Raw genomic sequence first — 19,337 nt, forward strand, 5'->3', positions numbered from 1 at the left:
GAAGAATCATGTTGCGAATTCCGTGCCCATACTGCGGCAGCACGCGAGACGAAGACGAGTTCACTTTCGGCGGACCGTTGAACCGCGTGCGTCCTGCCGAGCCGCGGGAACTCTCGGACCCGCAATGGGCCGACTACCTTTTTTCGCGCGAGAACGTGCGTGGGAACACCCTTGAGCGTTGGCGCCATACGTTCGGCTGCCGGCAGTGGTTTGGCGTCGAGCGCGACACGGTAAGCCACGCATTGCGCGATGTGTTTACCTTCGACGCCGTTTCGCGAAACGGCGAGCGTGGCGAGAGTGGTAAGCGAACCACAGGAGGTGTCCATGAAGCCGCTTGAGCGTGTGCCGGTGTTCGGACGGCCGGCAAACCCGCCGCGCCGGAAGGTGGCGTTCAGCTTCGACGGAAAGCCGCACGAGGGGCTCGAAGGGGATACGCTTGCCGCGGCGCTGCTTGCCAACGGCATCGATATCGTTGGTCGCAGTTTCAAGCTGCACAGGCCCCGCGGCATCATGGGCAGCGGCGTCGAAGAGCCCAACGCTCTCGTGCAGCTCGAGTCGGGGTCATTCGACGAGCCCAATGTCCGCGCGACCATGATGCCGTTGTATCCGGGCCTGCAGGCGGCCAGCCAGAACGCTTGGCCGAATGCGTGCAATGATGCGCTCGGCGTCATGGACCGTTTCGCGAGCCTGCTGCCCGCATCGTTCTACTACAAGTCGATGATGTGGCCGAACTGGCGCTTCTACGAGCGCTTTGTGCGTCCTATTGCCGGGCTGGGCAAGGCGCCGAAGCTGCCGGATGCGCAGAAGTACCAAAAGCGCAATGTCCACGGCGATCTGCTTGTCGTCGGCGGTGGTCCCGCTGGGCTTGGGGCTGCGCTGGCCGCCGGCCGCGCGGGTCTGCGCGTCATTCTCACCGACGACCAGGAGAAGTTTGGCGGCGGCTTGCTCGCGGAACGGTTCTCCGTGGATGACGTGCCGGGCGTGCAGTGGGTCGAGGAGGCGGTTGCTCTGCTCGAGCAGATGCCTAACGTGCAGCTCCTGCCGCGCACGAACGTTAGCGGCTACTACGAGAACAACTTTCTCGTGGCGGCGCAGCGCGTCGGCAATCATCTTGGCCCGAACGGACAACAAGGACGGCTGCGCGAACGCCTGTGGCGTATTCGCGCTCGCTCGGTGGTGCTGGCGACAGGCGCGATCGAGCGTCCGCTAGTTTTCGCCAACAACGATCGCCCCGGCATCATGCTCGCGTCGGCAGTCAGGCGGTATGTCAACCAGTTTGGCGTGGTGCCTGGCTCGCGTGTCGTGATCGCCACGAACAACGACGACGCCTACCGCACCGCGATCGACTTGCACTCCGTCGGAGTGAAGGCGATCTGTGTCGTCGATACGCGAGCGAAAGTCGGAGACGAACTGCGCGGTGATCTTAAGGCTCGCGGTATCTCGCACTACGTCGGGTATGGCATTCGCGATGTCGTGGGCAAACGCAGAGTCAAGGCGGTCGAGCTGTCGCGGCATCTTGGCGACGGCAATCTTGCTGATGCGACCATGACCGTAGGGTGCGATCTCGTCGCCATGTCGAGCGGCTGGACCCCGACCATCCACCTCTTCAGCCAGGCCGGAGGTTCGCTGGAATACAAGGACGCGCTGGCCTGCCTGGTGCCGCTCTCGTGTTCACAATCCGTTCGTGTCATCGGTGCAGCGAATGGCGACTTCTCGCTGCCTGAGTGCATCGAGGCAGGCATCAAGGCCGGAGAAGCCGCGAGCGAGCAGCTTGGTGCTGCGCTCGCCGTCCGCGCGCAAGTTCCGAAAACGCATGCCGCCGAGCACGAGTCGCTGAGAATCGAGCCGTTCTGGTTCACGAAGAGCGCACCCACTGACAAGCAGTGGCTCGATTTCCAATACGACGTCAAAGTGTCCGATGTCGAGCTCGCAATGCGCGAGAATTTCCGCTCGGTCGAGCACGTCAAGCGCTATACGACGGGCGGCATGAGCGTCGACCAGGGCAAGTCGAGCAACTTCAATATCCTTGCCGTCATGGCGGAGTTGAGCGCGCGGCCGATCATCGAGGTCGGTACGACGCGCTTCCGTCCTCCTTATCAGCCAGTCACGCTGGGTGCGTTTGCGGGAAGCACGGTCGGCGAGTTGTATGCCCCGTGGCAGACGCTGCATGCGGCGTCTTCGCATGCTGCTGCTCAAGCGCGCTTCGGGGACTACGGATGGCGCAGGCCCGAGTACTACCCGCAAGGCGACGAGGACGTCATGGCTGCAACGCGGCGTGAAGTGCTTGCCGTCCGTAGCGGCGTGGGGATGTTCGACGGTTCGCCGCTCGGCAAGATCGAAGTGAAGGGGCCGGACGCAGCGACGTTCCTGAACCGTGTCTATGTCAACAACCTGGCCAGCCTGAAGGCGGGCTCGGCGCGGTACGCGATGCTGACCAACGAAAACGGCGTACTCATCGACGACGGCGTCGTGGTACGGCTCGCGGAGGACCATTACCTCGTCCATGCGACGAGCGCTGCGGTCGGCCGTGTGTTCCTCCTGCTCGAGGAATACCTGCAGTGCGAATGGCCCGATCTCCTCGTGCATATCAACAACGTCACCTCGCAATGGGCGAACGTGACACTGTCGGGACCCAAGGCACGCCTTGTCCTTCAGCAGTTCGAATCCGATATCGACTTCTCCGCCGAGCGCTTTCCGCACATGCACTTTCGCAGCGGCACGTTTGCGGGCGTGCCGGTTCGCATACTCCGCGCGAGTTTTACCGGCGAAGTGACGTATGAGATTTCGGTTGGAAGCCGCTACGGCAGGTCGCTGTGGGATCGCATCGCGAAGGTTGGAGAGCCGTTCGGCATCGCCCCATACGGCATCGAGGCGCTCGAGGTGATGCGCACCGAAAAAGGCTACTTGCACGTGGGCGCCGATACCGACGGCAACTCGAATCCACTCGATATCGGCTGGTCGAAGATCATCGAAAAGAAGACCAACGACTTCATTGGCCGAAGATCACTCCAGCGGCCCGCAGACAAGGCGAGCGGACGACTTGAATTCGTAGGTCTCGAGTCGGTCGACCCGAAGGTTCCGCTTCCCGTGGGCGGACACTTCGTCGATGCCGCCAGTCCCAAGGCACCGGCTCCCTCCGCTGGCTATGTGACGTCCGCCTGCCTGAGCCCGATGCTGAACAAAGCGATCGGGCTCGGCATTTTGCGCAATGGGGCATCCCGCCTCGGCGAGGTCGTGAACATCTATGCGCAGGGCAGGATGATTGCCGCGCGAGTCGTTCCAACCGCACATTTCGATCCGAAAGGAGAGCGCCTCAATGGATAGGCTCGTCGCGCGTTCGACAGTGTCGCCGCAGTTCGTCAGCGAAAGCGCTTTTCCCATCCGCGCGGGATCCTTGCAGATTTCGGCGTTGCCGCTCGCCGGCATCGTCCGCGTGCAAGGGCGCTCCGCTGATGAAGCATTCCGCTCGAGCGTCGCCGCAGCACTCGGTCTTCGACTGCCTGAAGGGGAAGCGATATCGATGGGCGCCGAGGCAAGGCTTGCCTGGGCCGGTCCCAACGAATACCTCTGCTACTGCGCTCTCGCGGACGAAGACAAGTGTGTTTCGGCGCTGACAGCGGCGTTGGCGGGGCAGTTTGCGACCGTGACGCTGGTATCCGATAGCAGGGTTGGTTTCCTCGTCACGGGAAGCAATGCGACCGCGTTTCTCTCGAAAGGATGCTCCATCGACATGCATCCCGTCGCCTTTCCGGCCGGCCGCGCAGTGACGACGCGATTCGCGGGCCTGCCCGCCGTGTTGATGCGAGGGGAGGCGGACGACTACGCAATTTACTTCGACGTCGCTTACGTCGAGTTCGTCCTCAAGTGGTTGTTGGATGCGGCAGAGGAGTTTATGGCGCCAGCTCAGTGAGCTTCGGTTGCGCTGCGCTGACGAAAAGGAGGCTCGCTGTTCTAGGCGAGCCTCCTTTTATTTGAAGAAGGCGATTGAGCGCGTGCCATCGGAGGAAACATCGTGACGGCACGCCTGCGTATCCAGGGCTACTTGAGCGATACGGTCGTCATCGGAGAAAACTTGCCGCTCTTTGCCTCGTAGAGAGTCACGTTGGCCGCGCGAAGGTCGCCCTTTTCATCGAAAGCGATCTTGCCGGTCACGCCTTCGAACGTGACCTTCTTCATGGCGGGAAGATAGTCCGCTGGTGCCGTCGAATTCGCGAGCTTCATGGCGTTGATGAGCGCCCATGTGGCGTCGTAGGCATAAGGCGCATAGAGCACCACCGAGCCGTATTTCTTGAACTTCTGCTCGAACGATTTGCCTTTGGGCATGCTGTCGATAGGTTCGCCCGACTCGGCCGACACGGTGCCTTCAGCGGCTGCGGGGCCGGCCAATTCGATGAACTTGTCCGTCTCGATTGCCGAGCCCACGAGGGGCATCGTCATCCCGAGAGCAACCATCTGTTTGCGCAGCGGGCCGGCTTGGGCGTCGACGCCGCCGTAAAAGATGGCCTGAGCATCTTTCGCCTTGACGGCCGTGAGGATGCCGCGAAAATCGATCGTCTTGTCGGTGACGAACTCGCGGTCGACGACGTCGACGCCTGCCGCTTTCAATTCGTTCGCCACGACGTCGGCCAGCCCCTGGCCGAAGGACGTGCGGTCATCGATAATCGCGACCCGCTTGTAGCCCTTCGTCTTTGCCATGTATTGCGCGACCACGCGCCCGACATAGCTGTCGTCGCCGATCACCCGGAATGCCGTGGCGAAACCCTGGCGCGTCAGGATGGGGTTGGTCGCCGACGGCGACACCTGAGGGATGTCGGCGCCGGCATAGACCTTCGACGCTGGAATGGTGGCCCCCGAATTCAGGTGTCCGACGATTCCGGCGACCTTCTGGTCAACCAGCTTTTGGGCGACGTCGACAGCGGTCTTCGGGTCGCCTGCGTCGTCCTGGGAATCAATGTCGAAATGGACCGGAACGCCTTTGATCTTGATACCGGCCGCGTTTGCGTCCTCGATCGCCAGCCTGACGCCGTTCTCCGCATCTTTGCCCACGTGCGCGACCTCACCGGTGAGAGGGCCGGCATATCCGATGGTGACCGTCTGGTCGGCGTACGCGCCGGAAGTTGCGCTGGCCACGCAGGCCAGCGTCAAAGCACTTCGAATTGCCACTCGCATGTGATTCACCTCACTCCTGAGTCGGTGTTGTAAGTCGGGCCCGAAAGATTTGCCAGATTCGGAATTATTGTACAGTTATGTACATAAAAGATAGATCCGCAAAAAACATTGGGCAACGTTTTTTTGCCGTGGTGGCGTAGTGGTTTACGCACCCTCGGAGGGCTCGGCACGTCGTCGGGAAGGCGATGCAGTCATGCCGCATTCCTGAGGCGACAGTGGAGCCGGCAATGCTATGCTTGCGAGCAAATCTGTCGACATCTAATGCGAAAGTCTGTGGAAATGGCGAGTGAAAAACCGACGAAAAGGATGACCAAGGCCGCGCGGCCAGTCGTGGACCGCGAAGTCTGGCTCGATGCTGCGCGCGCGATTCTCATCGAGCAGGGCATCGACGCAGTCAAAGTCGAGCCGCTCGCGGCGATGCTCGAAATCAGCCGCTCCAGCTTCTACTGGCACTTCAAGAATCGGAAGGAATTGCTCGATGCGCTGGTCGAATATTGGTCCGAGGTGAACGACCGGGTTCTGAGGTCGATGGTCCAGCCGCACGAGACGGATCCCAAAGAGCGCGGGCAATTGGCTAAGTCGCGCTTGCGTCAGCTGATCAATCTGTTCATCGACGAACGCCAGTTCTCTTCGGAATTCGACATGGCCGTGCGCGAATGGGCGCGAAAGGATCCGGCCATCGCCAAGGAAGTCGCCCGCATCGACCGGCAGCGCATCGCGCATCTTCAGAAGATCTTTCAGGACATGGGGCACACCAAGCCGGATAGCCTCATCCGCGCAAAAATCCTGTACTTCCATCAGTTGGGGTACTACCTGACGGGCATCAAGGAAAGCGAGGAGGTGCGCAAGCGCGTCGCTCCTCGCTATCTCGAGGTGCTGAGCGGCATCAAGCTCTAATTTTCGCGCTTGACTCAATGTACGGTTGTGTACATTATCGCCGGGACCAGAGGCAACCTTCGAGCCTCTACGGACATCGTGCGGAGCGGAAGATGAGTCAAGCGAAGATGATCGACGGTGTGGCGGTAGCCAAGCAGTTGCGCGAGGAGGTATCGAGGCGTGCGGCGGCCTTGGCTGCAAAAGGGACGACGCCGGGTCTCGCCGTGGTGCTCGTTGGCGATGACGCAGCCAGCGCGGTCTATGTGCGCAACAAGGTCAAGGCGTGCGAGCAGCATGGCCTGTTTTCCACGCTTGACCGCATGCCGGCAACGGTAACCGAAGCCGAGCTTCTCGAACGGATTCTTCAGCTGAACGCCGACCCCAAGATTCACGGCATCCTCGTGCAGCTGCCTCTGCCGGCACACATCGATAGTCATAAGGTGATCGAGGCCATCGCTGCCGAGAAGGACGTTGATGGCTTCCATGTGGCAAATGCCGGTGCGCTGATGACCGGCCGACCGCAATTCAGGCCCTGCACGCCGTACGGGGTGTTGAAAATGCTCGAGGCCTACGACATTCCGATTTCAGGCAAGCATGCCGTAGTCATCGGCCGCTCCAATATTGTCGGCAAGCCAATGGCGCTCCTGCTGCTCGAGGCCGGCGCAACGGTGACGGTCTGCCACAGCAAGACAGCGGACCTGAGCCGCCACACCAGGTCGGCGGACATCGTCGTGGCGGCGGTCGGCAAGAGAAATATCTTGACGGGCGAGATGGTGAAGCCGGGTGCGACCGTCGTCGACGTCGGCATGAACAAGAACGACGCAGGCAAGCTATGCGGCGACGTCGAATTTGCTTCGGTAAGCGAAGTTGCCGGCCATGTCACGCCCGTGCCGGGCGGCGTCGGCCCTATGACGATCACCATGTTGCTGGTCAACACGCTGGAGTCCGCTGAGCGAAGCGCTCGCGGATAACCCGCTTTCTTCGAGCTTGCATTCGTTTTTGAATGCATTGTATGAAATACTTTGGATTGCAGATAGATTTTCGTCTTTTTAGTCTCCAGACAGCAATACTTCACGGGCTCTCGGCTTGACGCAAGCCAGGGGCCGATAAATCCAATGAAGCGAACTGCGTGTCTGGAGATACCGATGAAGAAGTCCTTGCTTGTCCTCGCCTTAGCGACTGCATCAGCCTCGCAGGCGTTTGCGCAGTCAACGGTAACGTTGTACGGCGTTATCGACGATGGCATCAACTACACAAACAATACCGGTGGGAATCACAACTTCGAAATGGCGTCCGGTTACGGCTACGGCAGCCGTTGGGGCCTAAAAGGCGCGGAGGACTTGGGCGGCGGATTGAAAACTCTCTTTACGCTCGAGAACGGTTTCGACAACAATAGCGGGCGGCTCAATCAGGGTGGGCGCATGTTCGGCCGGCAAGCCTTTGTCGGGCTTTCCGACAACTACGGCTCGGTGACCCTTGGGCGTCAGTACGATTCCGTTGTGGATTTCCTGGCCCCGACCACGGCGAACGGGAATTGGGCCGGATTTCTTTTCGCTCACCCGTACGACAACGACAACACCGACAATTCGTTCCGAGTCGACAATTCCGTCAAGTACACGAGCCCCAATATCGGCGGCTTCAAATTTGGCGGCTTGTATGGATTCAGCAATACCGCCGGACAGTTTTCCAATAACCGGGCCATGAGCGTCGGCGCCAGCTACGTCGGCGGCGCGTTCACGATTGGCGTGGGGTATATGGACGTCGACAACATTGGAATGGGGTCAACGGGCGCGGTGACGGCCAATGACGCGAGCTTCTTTGCCTCGAATCAGCGCGAGTTTGGCGCCGGCATCAACTACAAGATTTCGCAGGCCACGTTGGGCTTTGTTTATACGCACTCGAGAATCGAGAATCCAACGGGCAACGGATACTTGACGCCCTCCAATTTCCCAGCCGGAATCTCGGTCCACTCGCTCACGTTCGACAATTTCGAAGTTAACGCTCAGTACTATTTCACCCCGGCGTTCTTCGCGGGCGCTATGTACACCTATACGAGCGGCCGGTATGACGCCAGCAACGGAAGCTCGAAGCCGAAATGGAACATGGTCGGCCTGGTGGCGGATTACTACCTGTCGAAGCGAACCGACGTCTACGTGCAGGCGGTGTATCAGAAGGTGTCGGCTTCGACCGGAACCTTCCTCGATACGGCGTACATCTCAGGGACCGACAACTCTTCCTCGACCAACAAGCAGGCCGTGGTCCGCATCGGCATGAAACATCTTTTCTAACGCCAAGTCTTTTTCGCTGCTCGCTGCTCGCTGCTCGCTGCTCGCTGCTCGCTGCCGTGCATGAATTCATGGCGGGCAGCGGCAGTGCGCCGATGTGGCCGTTCGATCCTCCGCGTTGCGTTCATTGCGGCATGTGCGCCAATGCATGACCTCCAAAAATGCATGCTGACCATCAGTTTTCATGGTTTGCAAGCTCGCTGCGGAGCGATTCAAATCGGTATAGGTAGCCACGTTCCGTGGCGCATTCAAAACGCACACAGAACCTCATCATGCTGTCGAACAATCAACTTCTTTCCCTTGTCGAATCCCGCCAATCCGGGCGGTCGTTGCCGCAGCCGTTTTACACTGACCAGGCAGTGTTCGAGCGCGAACTGGAACTGATTTGGGAGCGCCAGTGGCTCTTCGCCGGCGTTGCCGCGCAAATTCCGAAGCCGGGCAACTGGTTCACACTCGAGGTCGGTCGCAGTTCGATCGTCGTCGTTCGCGACCGCACCAAGGCGATCCGGGCTTTCTATAACACCTGCCGCCATCGGGGTTCCCGGATCTGCGCCGGCGAGAAGGGTTCTTCGGGGACGTTCACGTGCCCCTATCATCAATGGACCTATGGGCTCGACGGAAAACTGCTGTTCTCCAAGGAGATGGGGGAGGACTTCGATCCGTCGGAATTCGCGTTGAAGGCTGTGCATTGCGAATCGGTTGAAGGCTATATCTTCATCTCTCTCGCGGAAAAGCCGTCACCGTTCGAGCATTTTCGCGAGCAGGTGTCGCCGTATCTCAAGCCTCATGGGCTCGACAACGCCAAGGTGGCGTTCGAATCGACCATCGTCGAGAAGGCCAACTGGAAGCTCGTAATCGAGAACAACAGGGAGTGCTACCACTGCACCGCAAGTCACCCGGAACTCCTGCGCACGATTTCCGAATTCGACGGACCGACGGATCCGCGATTCGGCGGGGAATACGCCGAAAAGTGCCTGAGGGATGAAGCACGCTGGACGGCGTCTGGTTTGCCGCATCAGCCGATCGAGACCGACGAGGGCTACCGCCTTGTCCGCGTAGCGATGGAGCGGGGGCTTTCCTTCACGATGAGCGGCGAGCTGGCCTGCAAGAAGCTGTTGGGCACGAATCAGGACGAGGACGTGGGTTCGCTGCGTTTGCTGCGCTTCCCCAACACGTGGAACCATGTGCTGTCGGATCACGCCATTGCCTTCCGGGTGCTTCCGCTCAGCGCTACGGAAACGCAGGTTACGACGTGGTGGTTGGTCAACGGGGATGCTGAGGAAGGAAGGGATTACGACCTCGAAGACCTGACTGCCGTCTGGAAGGCCACGAACGCTCAGGATCAGCGGCTCGTCGAGACCAATCAGCAGGGGATCAACTCGAAGGGCTATCAGCCGGGACCGTACTCGCCGCTCGTCGAGCGCGGCGTCACCGAGTTCATCGATTGGTATCTGGCCACGTTGGCGTCCGAGCTGAGCAATGCGCCAAAGACGATTCCCGTGGAGTGCATCGAGGCATGATGGGGCGTGCGTTCACTGAGGCGACGTGCGTCGGCATCGTCCGCGAGAACTGGAACGTGAAGACGTTTCGGTTCTCGCCGGCTCGGTCGCAAGAGCCCTTTTCCTTCGACGCCGGACAGTACGTCACGCTGGGCCTCGATATCGACGGCGAGAAAGTCTACCGCTGCTATACGGTTTCGTCGGCGCCGCGCGCCGAGCGGGGAGACGCGTTCGAAATCACGGTCAAGCATGCGCCGGGTGGAGTGGTCTCGACTTGGCTTCACGAAGCGCTCACGGTCGGCGCAAGCCTGGAGGTCTCCAGGCCGGCCGGTGATTTCGTGTTGCCGCAGAACCATTGGGAGCCGTTGCTGTTCGTTGCCGGCGGCGTCGGCATGACCCCGCTCATCGCTATGGCGCGATCCGTCCACGCGCAAGGCCAAAATACGGACATCGAGTTTCTGCAGTTTGCTCGCACGCCTGACGATATTCTCTTTCGCAACGAATTGCGCGAGATGGCCCGTTCGTCGCGTGGCATCGCTCCGCATTTCTTCGCATCGCGGGGGAGCGGCGCGGAGTGTGTCTCGGGGCGCCTGGGCAGAGACGTTCTTGAGCAGGCGGTTCCCGACTGGGCTTCGAGGCAGGTGTTTTGCTGCGGACCTGATTCGTTCATGTCGGCCATGCGCAGCCTATTCTTGGAGAGCGGCGGTACGCCAGCACGATTCCATCAGGAAAGCTTTGTGCTGCCCGAGTCGGCGCCGGTACACGTACCGGCGTCGATCGGCATTCCGAGCGTTCGACTGTCGGAGTCCGGCTTGGATGTGACGTGCGCACCTGGCGCGACCATTCTGGATGCTGTCCATGCGTTGCCGAGCGGGCCAAAGATTCCCAACGCCTGCCGCTCCGGCGTCTGCGGGACCTGCAAGCTCCGCAAGCTCGAAGGGCAAGTCGAGATGCACCACAACGGCGGCATCACGGACGAAGAAGTGGAAGAAGGCTACATCCTGCCGTGCTGCTCGGTGGCGCTATCCGACGTCACCATCGAATACTAGGCGCCGGGAACATCACGTCCAGATGCTGCGCTTGCCGAAATCGGTGAGCCATTCAAGGAGGATCTTGGCGGGCATGCTGAGCTCCTCATTGTCTGCGTAAATGATGTATTCGCATAGGCCGGTCTTCAGCGAAATATCGAGCGGCCGAACGAGGAGTGTTTCCCTGTCCTCTTGCGGAACCCCATAAGCCCAGGCGAGCGCGACTCCCTTTCCGTTGCAAGCTGCGCGATAGACGAGGTCGTAATTGGACAGCGTCAGGTTCTTTCGCACCGCGCCGGGCTGCACGCCGGCATTTTCGAGCCACGTGTCCCAGGAATTCGACACGGCGGTGTCCGAGTCGTATTCGATGAGCTCGCACTCCATCAGGTCCCGCACCGTCCGGATGTCGTGCTTCTGCAAATACAAAGGCGCGCAGACGGGGAAAATCTCCTCTTCGAACAACTTGACCTTCGTGAGGTTCGGCCAGTGCCCGTCGCCATACCGGATGGCGAGATCGATAGGCTCGTGCCATGGGTCGACCGGCGAATTGCTTGCCAGCACGCGAATGTCGATATGCGGATGTTCGCTGCGAAATTCAAAGATGGCCGGCATCAGCCAGAAGTTCGCCATGGCGTTGCTGGCCGCAATGGTCACGGTACTGGTATCGAGCGCCTCGATCATCGTCACGGCGCGGCGAATCGTGTTCAGGCTCTGGGCGATGGCTTGCTGGAAGATGAGCCCGGCGCGCGTCAGCTGAATCTCCTTGTGCCGGCGATTGAAGAGCGGCACGCCCATGCGCTCCTCTAGCACCTGAATCTGCCGGCTCACGGCGCCCTGCGAGAGGTGAAGCTCCTCCGCCGCCTTCGTGAAGCTCATCAGTCTCGCCGATGCCTCGAAGGCGGAAATCGTGTTCAAAGGCGGTAAACGCTTGCTGCGTGACGTGGCCAATTTGCGAACTCCGGGAACCGGTGCATTCCGGCATCTGGCCCGAGGGCCTCGGAGCAATCACTTTAAGGCATTCAAAATTTGTGGACTACGGGATCGTATCCGTCGGCGGCTAAGGACATTCCCTAGGGGCGCTGATCCAACACCCACAAGCCACACAGAAAATTCACGTCAATTCAGGGCATTGACGGCCAATTTCCGCTTGCATCAAAAATCGCATGCATAACCTCAACTCTTTTGAGTTTCCGCCTGTTTTCTGGCTGCCTAAGTTTGAGCCATCGAAGCTTGCTACCTGTGTCGCCAACGCTGCCCGCACATGTGATGCCCTTCGAGAGAGTCAAACTGTTCCAACGTGGCGGAAAAATGAAATCTCACTATCAGGCTGTGGTGATTGGTGGGGGCGTGGTGGGTTGCTCCGTTCTCTATCACCTCACAAAGTTCGGCTGGAAAGACGTTGCGCTGCTCGAGCGCAAGGTGTTGACCGCGGGCTCCACGTGGCACGCTGCGGCAGGTTTTCATGCGATCAACAGCGATCCGAATGTCGTCCGGCTGCAGACGTACACCATCGCGCTCTACAAAGAGATTCAGGAAGCGGGCGACCAGGACGTCGGCTTGCATGTGCCCGGCGGCATCACGATTGCAGCCACGCCCGAGCGTTGGGAGTTCTTGCGCACGGAATGGTCGCGGCATCGCTTCATGGGCGTCAATAGCGAGCTGATCACGCCATCCGAAATCAAGGCGCGCTGTCCTCTCGTCGATACCACCGATGTGATCGGCGGCCTTTGGATGCCTGACGAGGGTCACCTCGATCCGTATGGCGCGACTCACGCCTACGCGCGGGCGGCCAAGAAGCAGGGCGCCGAGATTCACCAGCATACGAAGGTCGAGAGCCTGCAGCAGCGTTCCGACGGCTCATGGGATGTCGTTACCGATAAGGGCGTGATTCATGCCGAGCATGTGGTCAACGCCGCGGGCTTGTGGGCTCGAGAGGTCGGCATGATGGCGGGCGTCAAGCTGCCTCTCATCCCGATGGAGCATCACTACCTCATCACCGAGGCGATTCCCGAGCTGCAGGCATTCGGCAAGGAAATTCCGGTGGTCGTCGATCTCGACGGAGAGATCTACATGCGGCAGGAGCACGCCGGCGTGCTGTTCGGGGTGTACGAAAAGAACTCGACGCCGTGGTCGCTCTCGGGGACCCCTTGGGACTATGGCGAAACCGATTTGCTCCAGCCGAATCTCGAGAAACTCGAGAACGAGCTCATGAAGGGATTCGAGCGTTTTCCGAGCGTCGGCAATGCCGGCATCAAGCGCATCGTCAACGGCCCCTTCACGTTCACGCCCGATGGCAACCCGCTCGTCGGGCCGGTGCGCGGCAAGCGAAACTACTGGGCCGCCTGCGGCTGCATGGCGGGTTTCAGCCAAGGCGGCGGCATGGGGCTCGCGCTTGCGCAATGGATGATTGACGGCGAACCGCAGGACAACGTGTTCGGTTTCGACGTCGCGCGCTTTCCGAAGCTCACGCAGAACTTCGTGACGGCCAAGGCCAAGGAATTTTACGAGCACCGTTTCTACCTCGCGCGTCCGAACGAGCAGTGGCCGGCTGGCCGCCCGATGAGGACGACGCCGCTTTATGAGCTTCAGAAACAAAAGAACGCGGTATTCGGCGTCAGCTATGGCCTTGAAACGCCGTTGTGGTTTGCGCCGCAGGGCGAGAAGGCGTTCGAGGTCCCGACGTTCAAGCGTTCGAATGCGTTCGACGTGGTTGCCGCCGAGTGCGCAAACGTGCGCGAGAACGTCGGTCTTTTCGATGCGAGCGGATATGCGAAGTACGAGGTGACGGGACCTGGGGCTCACGCATGGCTCGACCGGATGTTCGCCTCCAAGATTCCGGCCGTGGGCCGGGCGCGGCTGGCGCCGATGCTCGGAGAATCGGGGCGCCTCATGGGCGACCTGACGATCTTGCGTCCGGCGGAAAAGACCTTCTTCGTGACAGGCTCCGGGTATCTGCAGGAGTGGCACATGCGGTGGTTCGAAGCGCATCTGCCATCGGATGGTTCCGTACGCATCGAAAACCGCAGCGATGCACTCTCCATGCTCGCGGTTGCCGGTCCCAAGGCATCGGCGCTTGTCGAGCGCTTGGTCGGCCATGCAGCCGTCGAGCTTGCGAAGCCTCTGCTTTCCGTCACCGCCGCGGAAGCCGGAGTCATACCGGTGACGATGGCGCGCATGTCGCTCACCGGCGAGTATGGCTATGAACTTTACTGCGAGTCGACCTATGTGCGCTCGCTCTACGAGCAGCTTTTCGCAGCGGGCAGCGACCTCGGGCTGCGCGAATACGGCGTCTGGGCCTTGCTGTCGATGCGCCTCGAAAAAGGATTTGGAATCTGGTCGCGCGAGTTCGGCCCCGAATACACGCCTTTCATGAACGAGCTCGCGCATTTCGTGGACCTCGGAAAACCCGAGTTCATCGGTCGCGAAGCCGCGTTGCGCGCGAAGGACGAAACCCCGCCCCACCGCCTCGTCATGCTCGAGATTGCCGCCACCGACGCAGACGCGAGCGGCTTCGAACCCATCTGGCTCGGCGAGAAGGTGGTGGGCTTCACGACGTCAGGCGGCTACGGTCACACCGTCAAGAAGAGCCTGGCCATGGGCTACATCGAGACCGCGCAAATCGATGCCGATGCCACCTACGAGGTGCACGTTCTCGGCGAGCGGCGGGCGGCGAAGCTGTTGTCCGAAATTCCTTATGACCCGAAGGGCGCACGCATGCGCACGGCGAAGTAACCAGCCAGGAAAATAGCCATGAAGATACTCGTGGGCGTAAAGCGGGTCGTGGACCCCAATGTGAAAGTGCGCGTGCGCAGCGACCATGCAGGCGTCGACCTCGCGAACGTCAAGATGACCCTCAACCCGTTCGACGAGATCGCTGTAGAGGCGGCGATCCGGCTGAAGGAGCAGGGCGTCGCGACAGAGGTCATCGTCGTCTCGTGCGGGACGGCTGCGTCGCAAGAGGCATTGCGAGCCGCTTTGGCGATGGGCGCCGATCGCGGCATCCTCGTTCAGACGGAAGCGGAATTGCAACCGCTCGCCGTAGCGAAGCTGCTCAAGTCGATCACCGAGAAGGAAGCCCCCGATCTCATCCTGCTCGGCAAACAGGCGATCGATGACGATTCGAACCAGACGGGCCAGTTGCTGGCCGCGCTGCTCGATTTTCCGCAAGCGCCGTTCGCCTCGGCGATCGAACGGCGCGGCGCGCAACTGTTGGTCACCCGCGAAACAGACGATGGTTCCGAGACGGTGGAGATGTCGCCGCCCGCCGTCGTCACCGCTGACCTGCGTTTGAACGAGCCGCGCTACGTCACGCTCCCGAATCTGATGAAAGCGAAGAAGAAGCCGCTCGACACGCTGGATGCAGCGAGCCTTGGCGTGGACATCGCCCCGCGATTCAAGACCGTCAGCGTGGAAGAGCCGCCGCCGAGAAAAGCGGGCGAACGGGTGCCGGATGTTGCAGCCCTGATCGCGCGTTTGCGTGCCGTGTCCACTTCGATCTAGGGAGATCCTCCATGGCGATTCTTGTTGTCGCGGACGTCGTCGACGACGTCCTGCTTGCTTCGACTTTCAGCACCGTCACGGCTGCGCGCGAAATCGCGAGCCATACCGGGACGGAAGTGCACATCCTGTTGGCGGGGCATCGGCTCGATGCATCCGTCGGATTGGCCTCGACGCTGGGTATCGATCGTGTTCTCGTCGCGTCTTCGGAGGTGCTGGCCGACCGGAACCCCGAGAGCATGGCGGCCACCGTGCTCGCGCTCGATTCGCGAGGCTATACGCACTTTCTCTTCAGCGCGAGCAACTTCGGCAAGAGCGTGGCGCCGCGCGTCGCCGCGACGCTCGATGTCGCGCAGTTCTCGGATATCACCGCCGTGCGCAGCGATGCCGTTTTCGCGCGGCCGATCTATGCGGGGAACGTGATTGCCACCGTCGAGGCGCTCGACAAGATCAAGGTGATCACCGTGCGCTCCGCGGCCTTTGCGCCGGCTTCGGGCGCCGCAGCGGCGGCGATCGAATCGTGCGCCGTCATCGAGCACCCGAAGCGGACCCGAGTCACGGCGCGCCATGCCGACCAGTCGGACCGACCGGACCTCGCGTCGGCGAAAGTCATCGTTTCGGGAGGGCGCGGGCTCGGCAGCAAGGACAGCTACGACATCATGCTCGCGCCGCTTGCCGACAAGCTGGGCGCGGCGCTCGGCGCGTCACGCGCGGCGGTCGACGCGGGATACGCGCCCAACGACCGCCAAGTCGGGCAGACGGGAAAGATCGTGGCGCCCGATATCTACATCGCAATCGGCCTTTCCGGGGCCATCCAGCATCTGGCGGGCATGCGGGATTCGAAGACCATCGTCGCCATCAACTCGGACCCGGATGCCCCCATTTTCGGCGTCGCCGACATCGGTCTCGTTGCCGACTTGTTTGCGGCGGTTCCGCAATGGTTGGCCGCGAGCTGATCGCACAGCGCGCGGCCGACGCAACACGAGAAGTCCGGCAGGAAGCAAGCAATCCGTCAAACCACACGAGGCAATCATGAACTTTCAGAAGTTACTCTGCTATGCGGCGATGGCCGTCGGCGTTGCCGGCTTTTCCGTTTCGGCATCGGCCGCCACGGCGTCGCCGTGGTGCAGTTCCGGAAAACCCATTCGCTTCGCTGAAATCGGTTGGGACAGCGGGAAGTTCTTCACTGAAATCGCGCGTTACGTCATCGAGAAGGGCTACGGGTGCAAAACCGAAACGGTGGGCGGATCGAACTCCATCACGACCGGCGCGGTTGCAACCAACGATCTTCAGGTGTTCGTCGAATACTGGAACGGCCGGACAGCCGCGGTCGAAACGGCGGCCAAGGAAGGGAAGATCAAGGTTATCGGCGACCTCGTGAAGGGCGGGAGCGTGGAAGGGTTTTACGTTCCGGAGTACGTCATCAAAGGCGACCCCAAACGAGGCATCAAGCCTGTCGCGGCGGACCTGAAATCGGTCGCGCAACTGGTGAACTACAGCAAGGTGTTCACGGACCCCGAGGACCCGTCGAAAGGCAGTGTTCTGAACTGCCCCATCGGCTGGCAATGCGAGTCTGACAACACCCAGAAGCTCAAGGCCTACAAGCTGGACCAGAGCTATACCAACACGCATCCCGGAACGGGTGCTGCGATGGATGCAACCATTGCCTCGGCATACGAGCGAGGCAAACCCATCGTCTACTACTACTGGCAACCCTCGACGCTCCTGTCCCGCTACCCGTCCATCCGTCTCGACGAGCCTGCGTTCAACGAAGCGTGCTGGAAGACCATCAACAACAGCAAGGACGAAAGCCCCTGCCCGAGCGCGTCTCCGGTCACGAATCTCAAAGTGTTGGTCTCCGCGCCTTTCGCCTCGGCCGATCCCGTCGTGACGGATTTCCTCAGCAAGATTTCGTTGCCGATGCCGGCGGTCAGCCAAGCCCTATCGAGCATGGGTTCCGCGAAGATCGACCCGCGTACGCTGGCCATCGAATACTTGAAAGCGAATCCGCAGGAACTCGCCACATGGGTTCCCGCAGACGTGGCGCAGAAGGTGGAAGCGTCGATTTCAAAGTGAGCATTTTGTCGCCGGCTCCGTTGCGGAACCGGCGGGAAGCGGAGGCGGTGCCGTGAAGGACATTTTCATATCCGTGAATCTCGCCGATGCGATCAATCGGGAATTTACGCAGATCGTTCAGAAGTACGCCGATCAGTTCCATCAGGTCAGCCTGTGGCTGCTGGTCTGGGTGCTCAATCCGGTCGAGCACGGTCTGCAGGCCACGCCGCCGCTTGTCGTGCTCCTTTTTCTGGGTGCGCTGACCTGGCTAGGCAGCCGTCGGATTGGGACAACCGGCGTGATGGTGGCGCTGACCTACGCAATTGGGTGCCTGGGGTTGTGGAACAAGCTGATGTCGACGCTCTCCGTCATGCTGGTCTCCCTGCTCGTGACGATACTGATCGGCATACCCATGGGCATCGCGATGGCGAAGTCTCGCGCATTGCGGCGCGTATTGAACCCGGTGCTCGACATGATGCAGACGCTGCCTTCGTTCGTGTATCTCATACCCGTGCTGATGCTGTTCGGTCTCGGACGCGTTCCGGCTGTGTTCGCCACCACGGTCTACGCGCTTCCACCCCTGATGCGGCTGACCGAGCTCGGGTTGCGCCAGCTTCCCGAAGACGTGCTCGAAGCGTCTCAGGCGTTTGGCGCGACCCCGCTCCAGCAGCTCTTCAGCGTGGAGTTGCCGCTTGCGCGGCCCTCGATCATGGCGGGTTTGAACCAGGCCGTCATGATGTCGCTCGCCATGGTCGTGATCGCCTCGATGATCGGCGCGAAAGGGCTTGGCGAAGACGTGCTGGCGAGCATCAACAACCTCGACATGGGGCAGGGCGTCCAGGCCGGCCTTGCTATTGTCATGCTGGCGGTGGTGTTCGACCGCGTGACTCAGGAGTGCGGCCGCTCGCGCCGCGAACGTCAGCGCGCGGCAAAAGCGAATACGTCCCGCAAGGCGAGCGCTGCAGCCGCCGAAGAAAGACATCAGGAGGCGCAGGCATGAGCGCGACCTTACTCGAGCTGCGCAACGTCTATAAGATTTTTGGCCGCGATTCCCGGAGCGTGCGCGCCGCGCTCGATGCGGCGCGCAAAGGGGCCGCCCGTCCGGACATACTCGAAAGCACGAACTGTACGGTCGCCGTGCGCGACGTGTCGCTCGACATCATGGAGGGCGAGATCTTCGTCATCATGGGGCTGTCGGGGTCGGGCAAATCGACGCTGGTGCGGCACTTCAATCGCTTGATCGAGCCGACCTCGGGGCAGTTGCTGTTTCGCGGCAAAGACATCCTCAAGCTATCCACGACTGAGCTGCGCTCCGTTCGCCGGCACAACATCGGGATGGTGTTCCAGAGCTTCGCGCTTTTGCCGCACAAGACCGTCATCGAGAACATCGTCTTCGGCCGGCTGCTTCGAGGCGACTCGAAGGCTGCCTCGGTTGCGGACGCGCAGAAGTGGCTCGATGGCCGCATGGGGCTCGCAGGATATGGCGGCAAGTTTCCCGACGAGTTGTCCGGCGGCATGCGTCAGCGTGTCGGTCTAGCGCGCGCGCTGGTTTCGGACCCTGACGTGCTGCTGATGGACGAGGCATTTTCGGCGCTCGACCCGCTGATCCGCTGCGACCTGCAGGATCTGCTTCTCGAGATGCAGTCGGAGTTGAGGAAGACCATCATCTTCATCACGCACGATATCGACGAGGCGCTGAAGCTCGGTTCCCGCATCGCTGTCATGAAGGATGGGGAGGTCGTGCAAGTCGGCCGCCCGGAAGAAATCCGCAACAATCCGGCGAACGACTATGTGCGCCGCTTCTTCATGAAAAGCATGGCGGCTTGATACCCTCCGTTGGCCGATACGTTGCGCCGTGCGAACCCGGACTGGATGCGGCACACCCATGCGCCGCACGCGCTCGCCTGCGGCGCATGGCTCACGCGCGC

The 19,337-nt window shown here is 61.0% G+C and carries 16 protein-coding genes and 1 pseudogene; 15 read left to right on the forward strand and 2 right to left on the reverse strand.

Annotated elements, in window-relative coordinates:
* Window positions 1–8 precede the first annotated feature (8 nt).
* Genes FAZ95_RS10790 through FAZ95_RS10800 form a run of 3 tightly spaced genes read left to right on the forward strand, consistent with a single transcriptional unit; the run spans window position 9 to window position 3,910 of the window.
* Window positions 9–338, forward strand: coding sequence for a sarcosine oxidase subunit delta (locus FAZ95_RS10790; protein ID WP_137332438.1), 330 nt, complete (start codon window positions 9–11; stop codon window positions 336–338).
* Window positions 325–3,324 (forward strand): sarcosine oxidase subunit alpha family protein, encoded by a 3,000-nt coding sequence (locus tag FAZ95_RS10795; protein ID WP_175425566.1) that lies wholly within the window; start codon window positions 325–327, stop codon window positions 3,322–3,324. Before FAZ95_RS10790 ends, FAZ95_RS10795 begins: the two co-directional genes overlap by 14 nt.
* 19 nt (window positions 3,325–3,343) lie before the next feature.
* Window positions 3,344–3,910, forward strand: a complete 567-nt coding sequence (locus tag FAZ95_RS10800) for a sarcosine oxidase subunit gamma (RefSeq protein ID WP_175425567.1) — start codon at window positions 3,344–3,346, stop codon at window positions 3,908–3,910.
* Window positions 3,911–4,038: 128 nt separating this feature from the next.
* Here FAZ95_RS10800 and FAZ95_RS10805 read toward each other — a convergent pair whose 3' ends face one another.
* The gene (locus FAZ95_RS10805; protein ID WP_137332441.1) at window positions 4,039–5,169 is read right to left on the reverse strand and encodes a branched-chain amino acid ABC transporter substrate-binding protein; all 1,131 of its coding nucleotides are present in this window, start codon (window positions 5,167–5,169) and stop codon (window positions 4,039–4,041) included.
* A gap of 306 nt (window positions 5,170–5,475) precedes the next feature.
* On the opposite strand from FAZ95_RS10805, the gene FAZ95_RS10810 reads away from it, so the two are divergent.
* The 5 genes from FAZ95_RS10810 (at window position 5,476) to FAZ95_RS10830 (ending at window position 10,878) form a co-directional block, all read left to right on the forward strand.
* On the forward strand, window positions 5,476–6,066 hold the full coding sequence (locus FAZ95_RS10810) for a TetR/AcrR family transcriptional regulator (RefSeq protein ID WP_175425568.1): 591 nt from the start codon (window positions 5,476–5,478) through the stop codon (window positions 6,064–6,066).
* A gap of 92 nt (window positions 6,067–6,158) precedes the next feature.
* Window positions 6,159–7,016: a bifunctional methylenetetrahydrofolate dehydrogenase/methenyltetrahydrofolate cyclohydrolase FolD gene (gene folD, locus FAZ95_RS10815; RefSeq protein WP_137332443.1), complete on the forward strand. Its 858-nt coding sequence runs from the start codon at window positions 6,159–6,161 to the stop codon at window positions 7,014–7,016.
* A 174-nt stretch (window positions 7,017–7,190) separates the two neighbouring features.
* Window positions 7,191–8,333, forward strand: a complete 1,143-nt coding sequence (locus tag FAZ95_RS10820) for a porin (protein WP_137332444.1) — start codon at window positions 7,191–7,193, stop codon at window positions 8,331–8,333.
* A gap of 269 nt (window positions 8,334–8,602) precedes the next feature.
* Complete coding sequence (locus FAZ95_RS10825) at window positions 8,603–9,850, forward strand: aromatic ring-hydroxylating oxygenase subunit alpha (protein ID WP_137332445.1); 1,248 nt, start codon at window positions 8,603–8,605, stop codon at window positions 9,848–9,850.
* Window positions 9,847–10,878 (forward strand): FAD-binding oxidoreductase, encoded by a 1,032-nt coding sequence (locus tag FAZ95_RS10830; protein ID WP_137332446.1) that lies wholly within the window; start codon window positions 9,847–9,849, stop codon window positions 10,876–10,878. Before FAZ95_RS10825 ends, FAZ95_RS10830 begins: the two co-directional genes overlap by 4 nt.
* A gap of 12 nt (window positions 10,879–10,890) precedes the next feature.
* Here the strand turns inward: FAZ95_RS10830 and FAZ95_RS10835 are convergent, their stop codons facing one another.
* On the reverse strand, window positions 10,891–11,733 hold the full coding sequence (locus FAZ95_RS10835) for a LysR substrate-binding domain-containing protein (RefSeq protein ID WP_137332447.1): 843 nt from the start codon (window positions 11,731–11,733) through the stop codon (window positions 10,891–10,893).
* A 432-nt stretch (window positions 11,734–12,165) separates the two neighbouring features.
* Between FAZ95_RS10835 and FAZ95_RS10840 the strand changes: the two genes are divergently transcribed.
* The 7 genes and pseudogenes from FAZ95_RS10840 to FAZ95_RS40880 all read left to right on the forward strand — a co-directional run.
* Window positions 12,166–14,589 (forward strand): GcvT family protein, encoded by a 2,424-nt coding sequence (locus tag FAZ95_RS10840; protein WP_137332448.1) that lies wholly within the window; start codon window positions 12,166–12,168, stop codon window positions 14,587–14,589.
* 18 nt (window positions 14,590–14,607) lie between these two features.
* Window positions 14,608–15,357, forward strand: a complete 750-nt coding sequence (locus FAZ95_RS10845; protein WP_137332449.1) for an electron transfer flavoprotein subunit beta/FixA family protein — start codon at window positions 14,608–14,610, stop codon at window positions 15,355–15,357.
* Window positions 15,358–15,368: 11 nt separating this feature from the next.
* Window positions 15,369–16,310 carry an electron transfer flavoprotein subunit alpha/FixB family protein gene (locus FAZ95_RS10850; RefSeq protein ID WP_137332450.1) on the forward strand — a complete coding sequence of 314 codons (942 nt, stop codon included), beginning with the start codon at window positions 15,369–15,371 and terminating at the stop codon, window positions 16,308–16,310.
* On the forward strand, window positions 16,276–17,430 hold the full coding sequence (locus FAZ95_RS10855; protein WP_254699669.1) for a glycine betaine ABC transporter substrate-binding protein: 1,155 nt from the start codon (window positions 16,276–16,278) through the stop codon (window positions 17,428–17,430). The genes FAZ95_RS10850 and FAZ95_RS10855 overlap by 35 nt, the downstream gene beginning before the upstream one ends.
* Window positions 17,431–17,482: 52 nt before the next feature.
* Window positions 17,483–18,409: an ABC transporter permease gene (locus FAZ95_RS10860; RefSeq protein WP_137332451.1), complete on the forward strand. Its 927-nt coding sequence runs from the start codon at window positions 17,483–17,485 to the stop codon at window positions 18,407–18,409.
* Window positions 18,406–19,236: a quaternary amine ABC transporter ATP-binding protein gene (locus FAZ95_RS10865; RefSeq protein ID WP_137332452.1), complete on the forward strand. Its 831-nt coding sequence runs from the start codon at window positions 18,406–18,408 to the stop codon at window positions 19,234–19,236. Before FAZ95_RS10860 ends, FAZ95_RS10865 begins: the two co-directional genes overlap by 4 nt.
* Before the next feature lie 12 nt (window positions 19,237–19,248).
* Window positions 19,249–19,332 (forward strand): annotated as a pseudogene (locus FAZ95_RS40880) (tyrosine-type recombinase/integrase); the annotation flags it as partial.
* Window positions 19,333–19,337: the final 5 nt, after the last annotated feature.

The sequence above is a fragment of the Trinickia violacea genome, assembly GCF_005280735.1.
Classification (GTDB): Bacteria; Pseudomonadota; Gammaproteobacteria; order Burkholderiales; family Burkholderiaceae; genus Trinickia_A; species Trinickia_A violacea.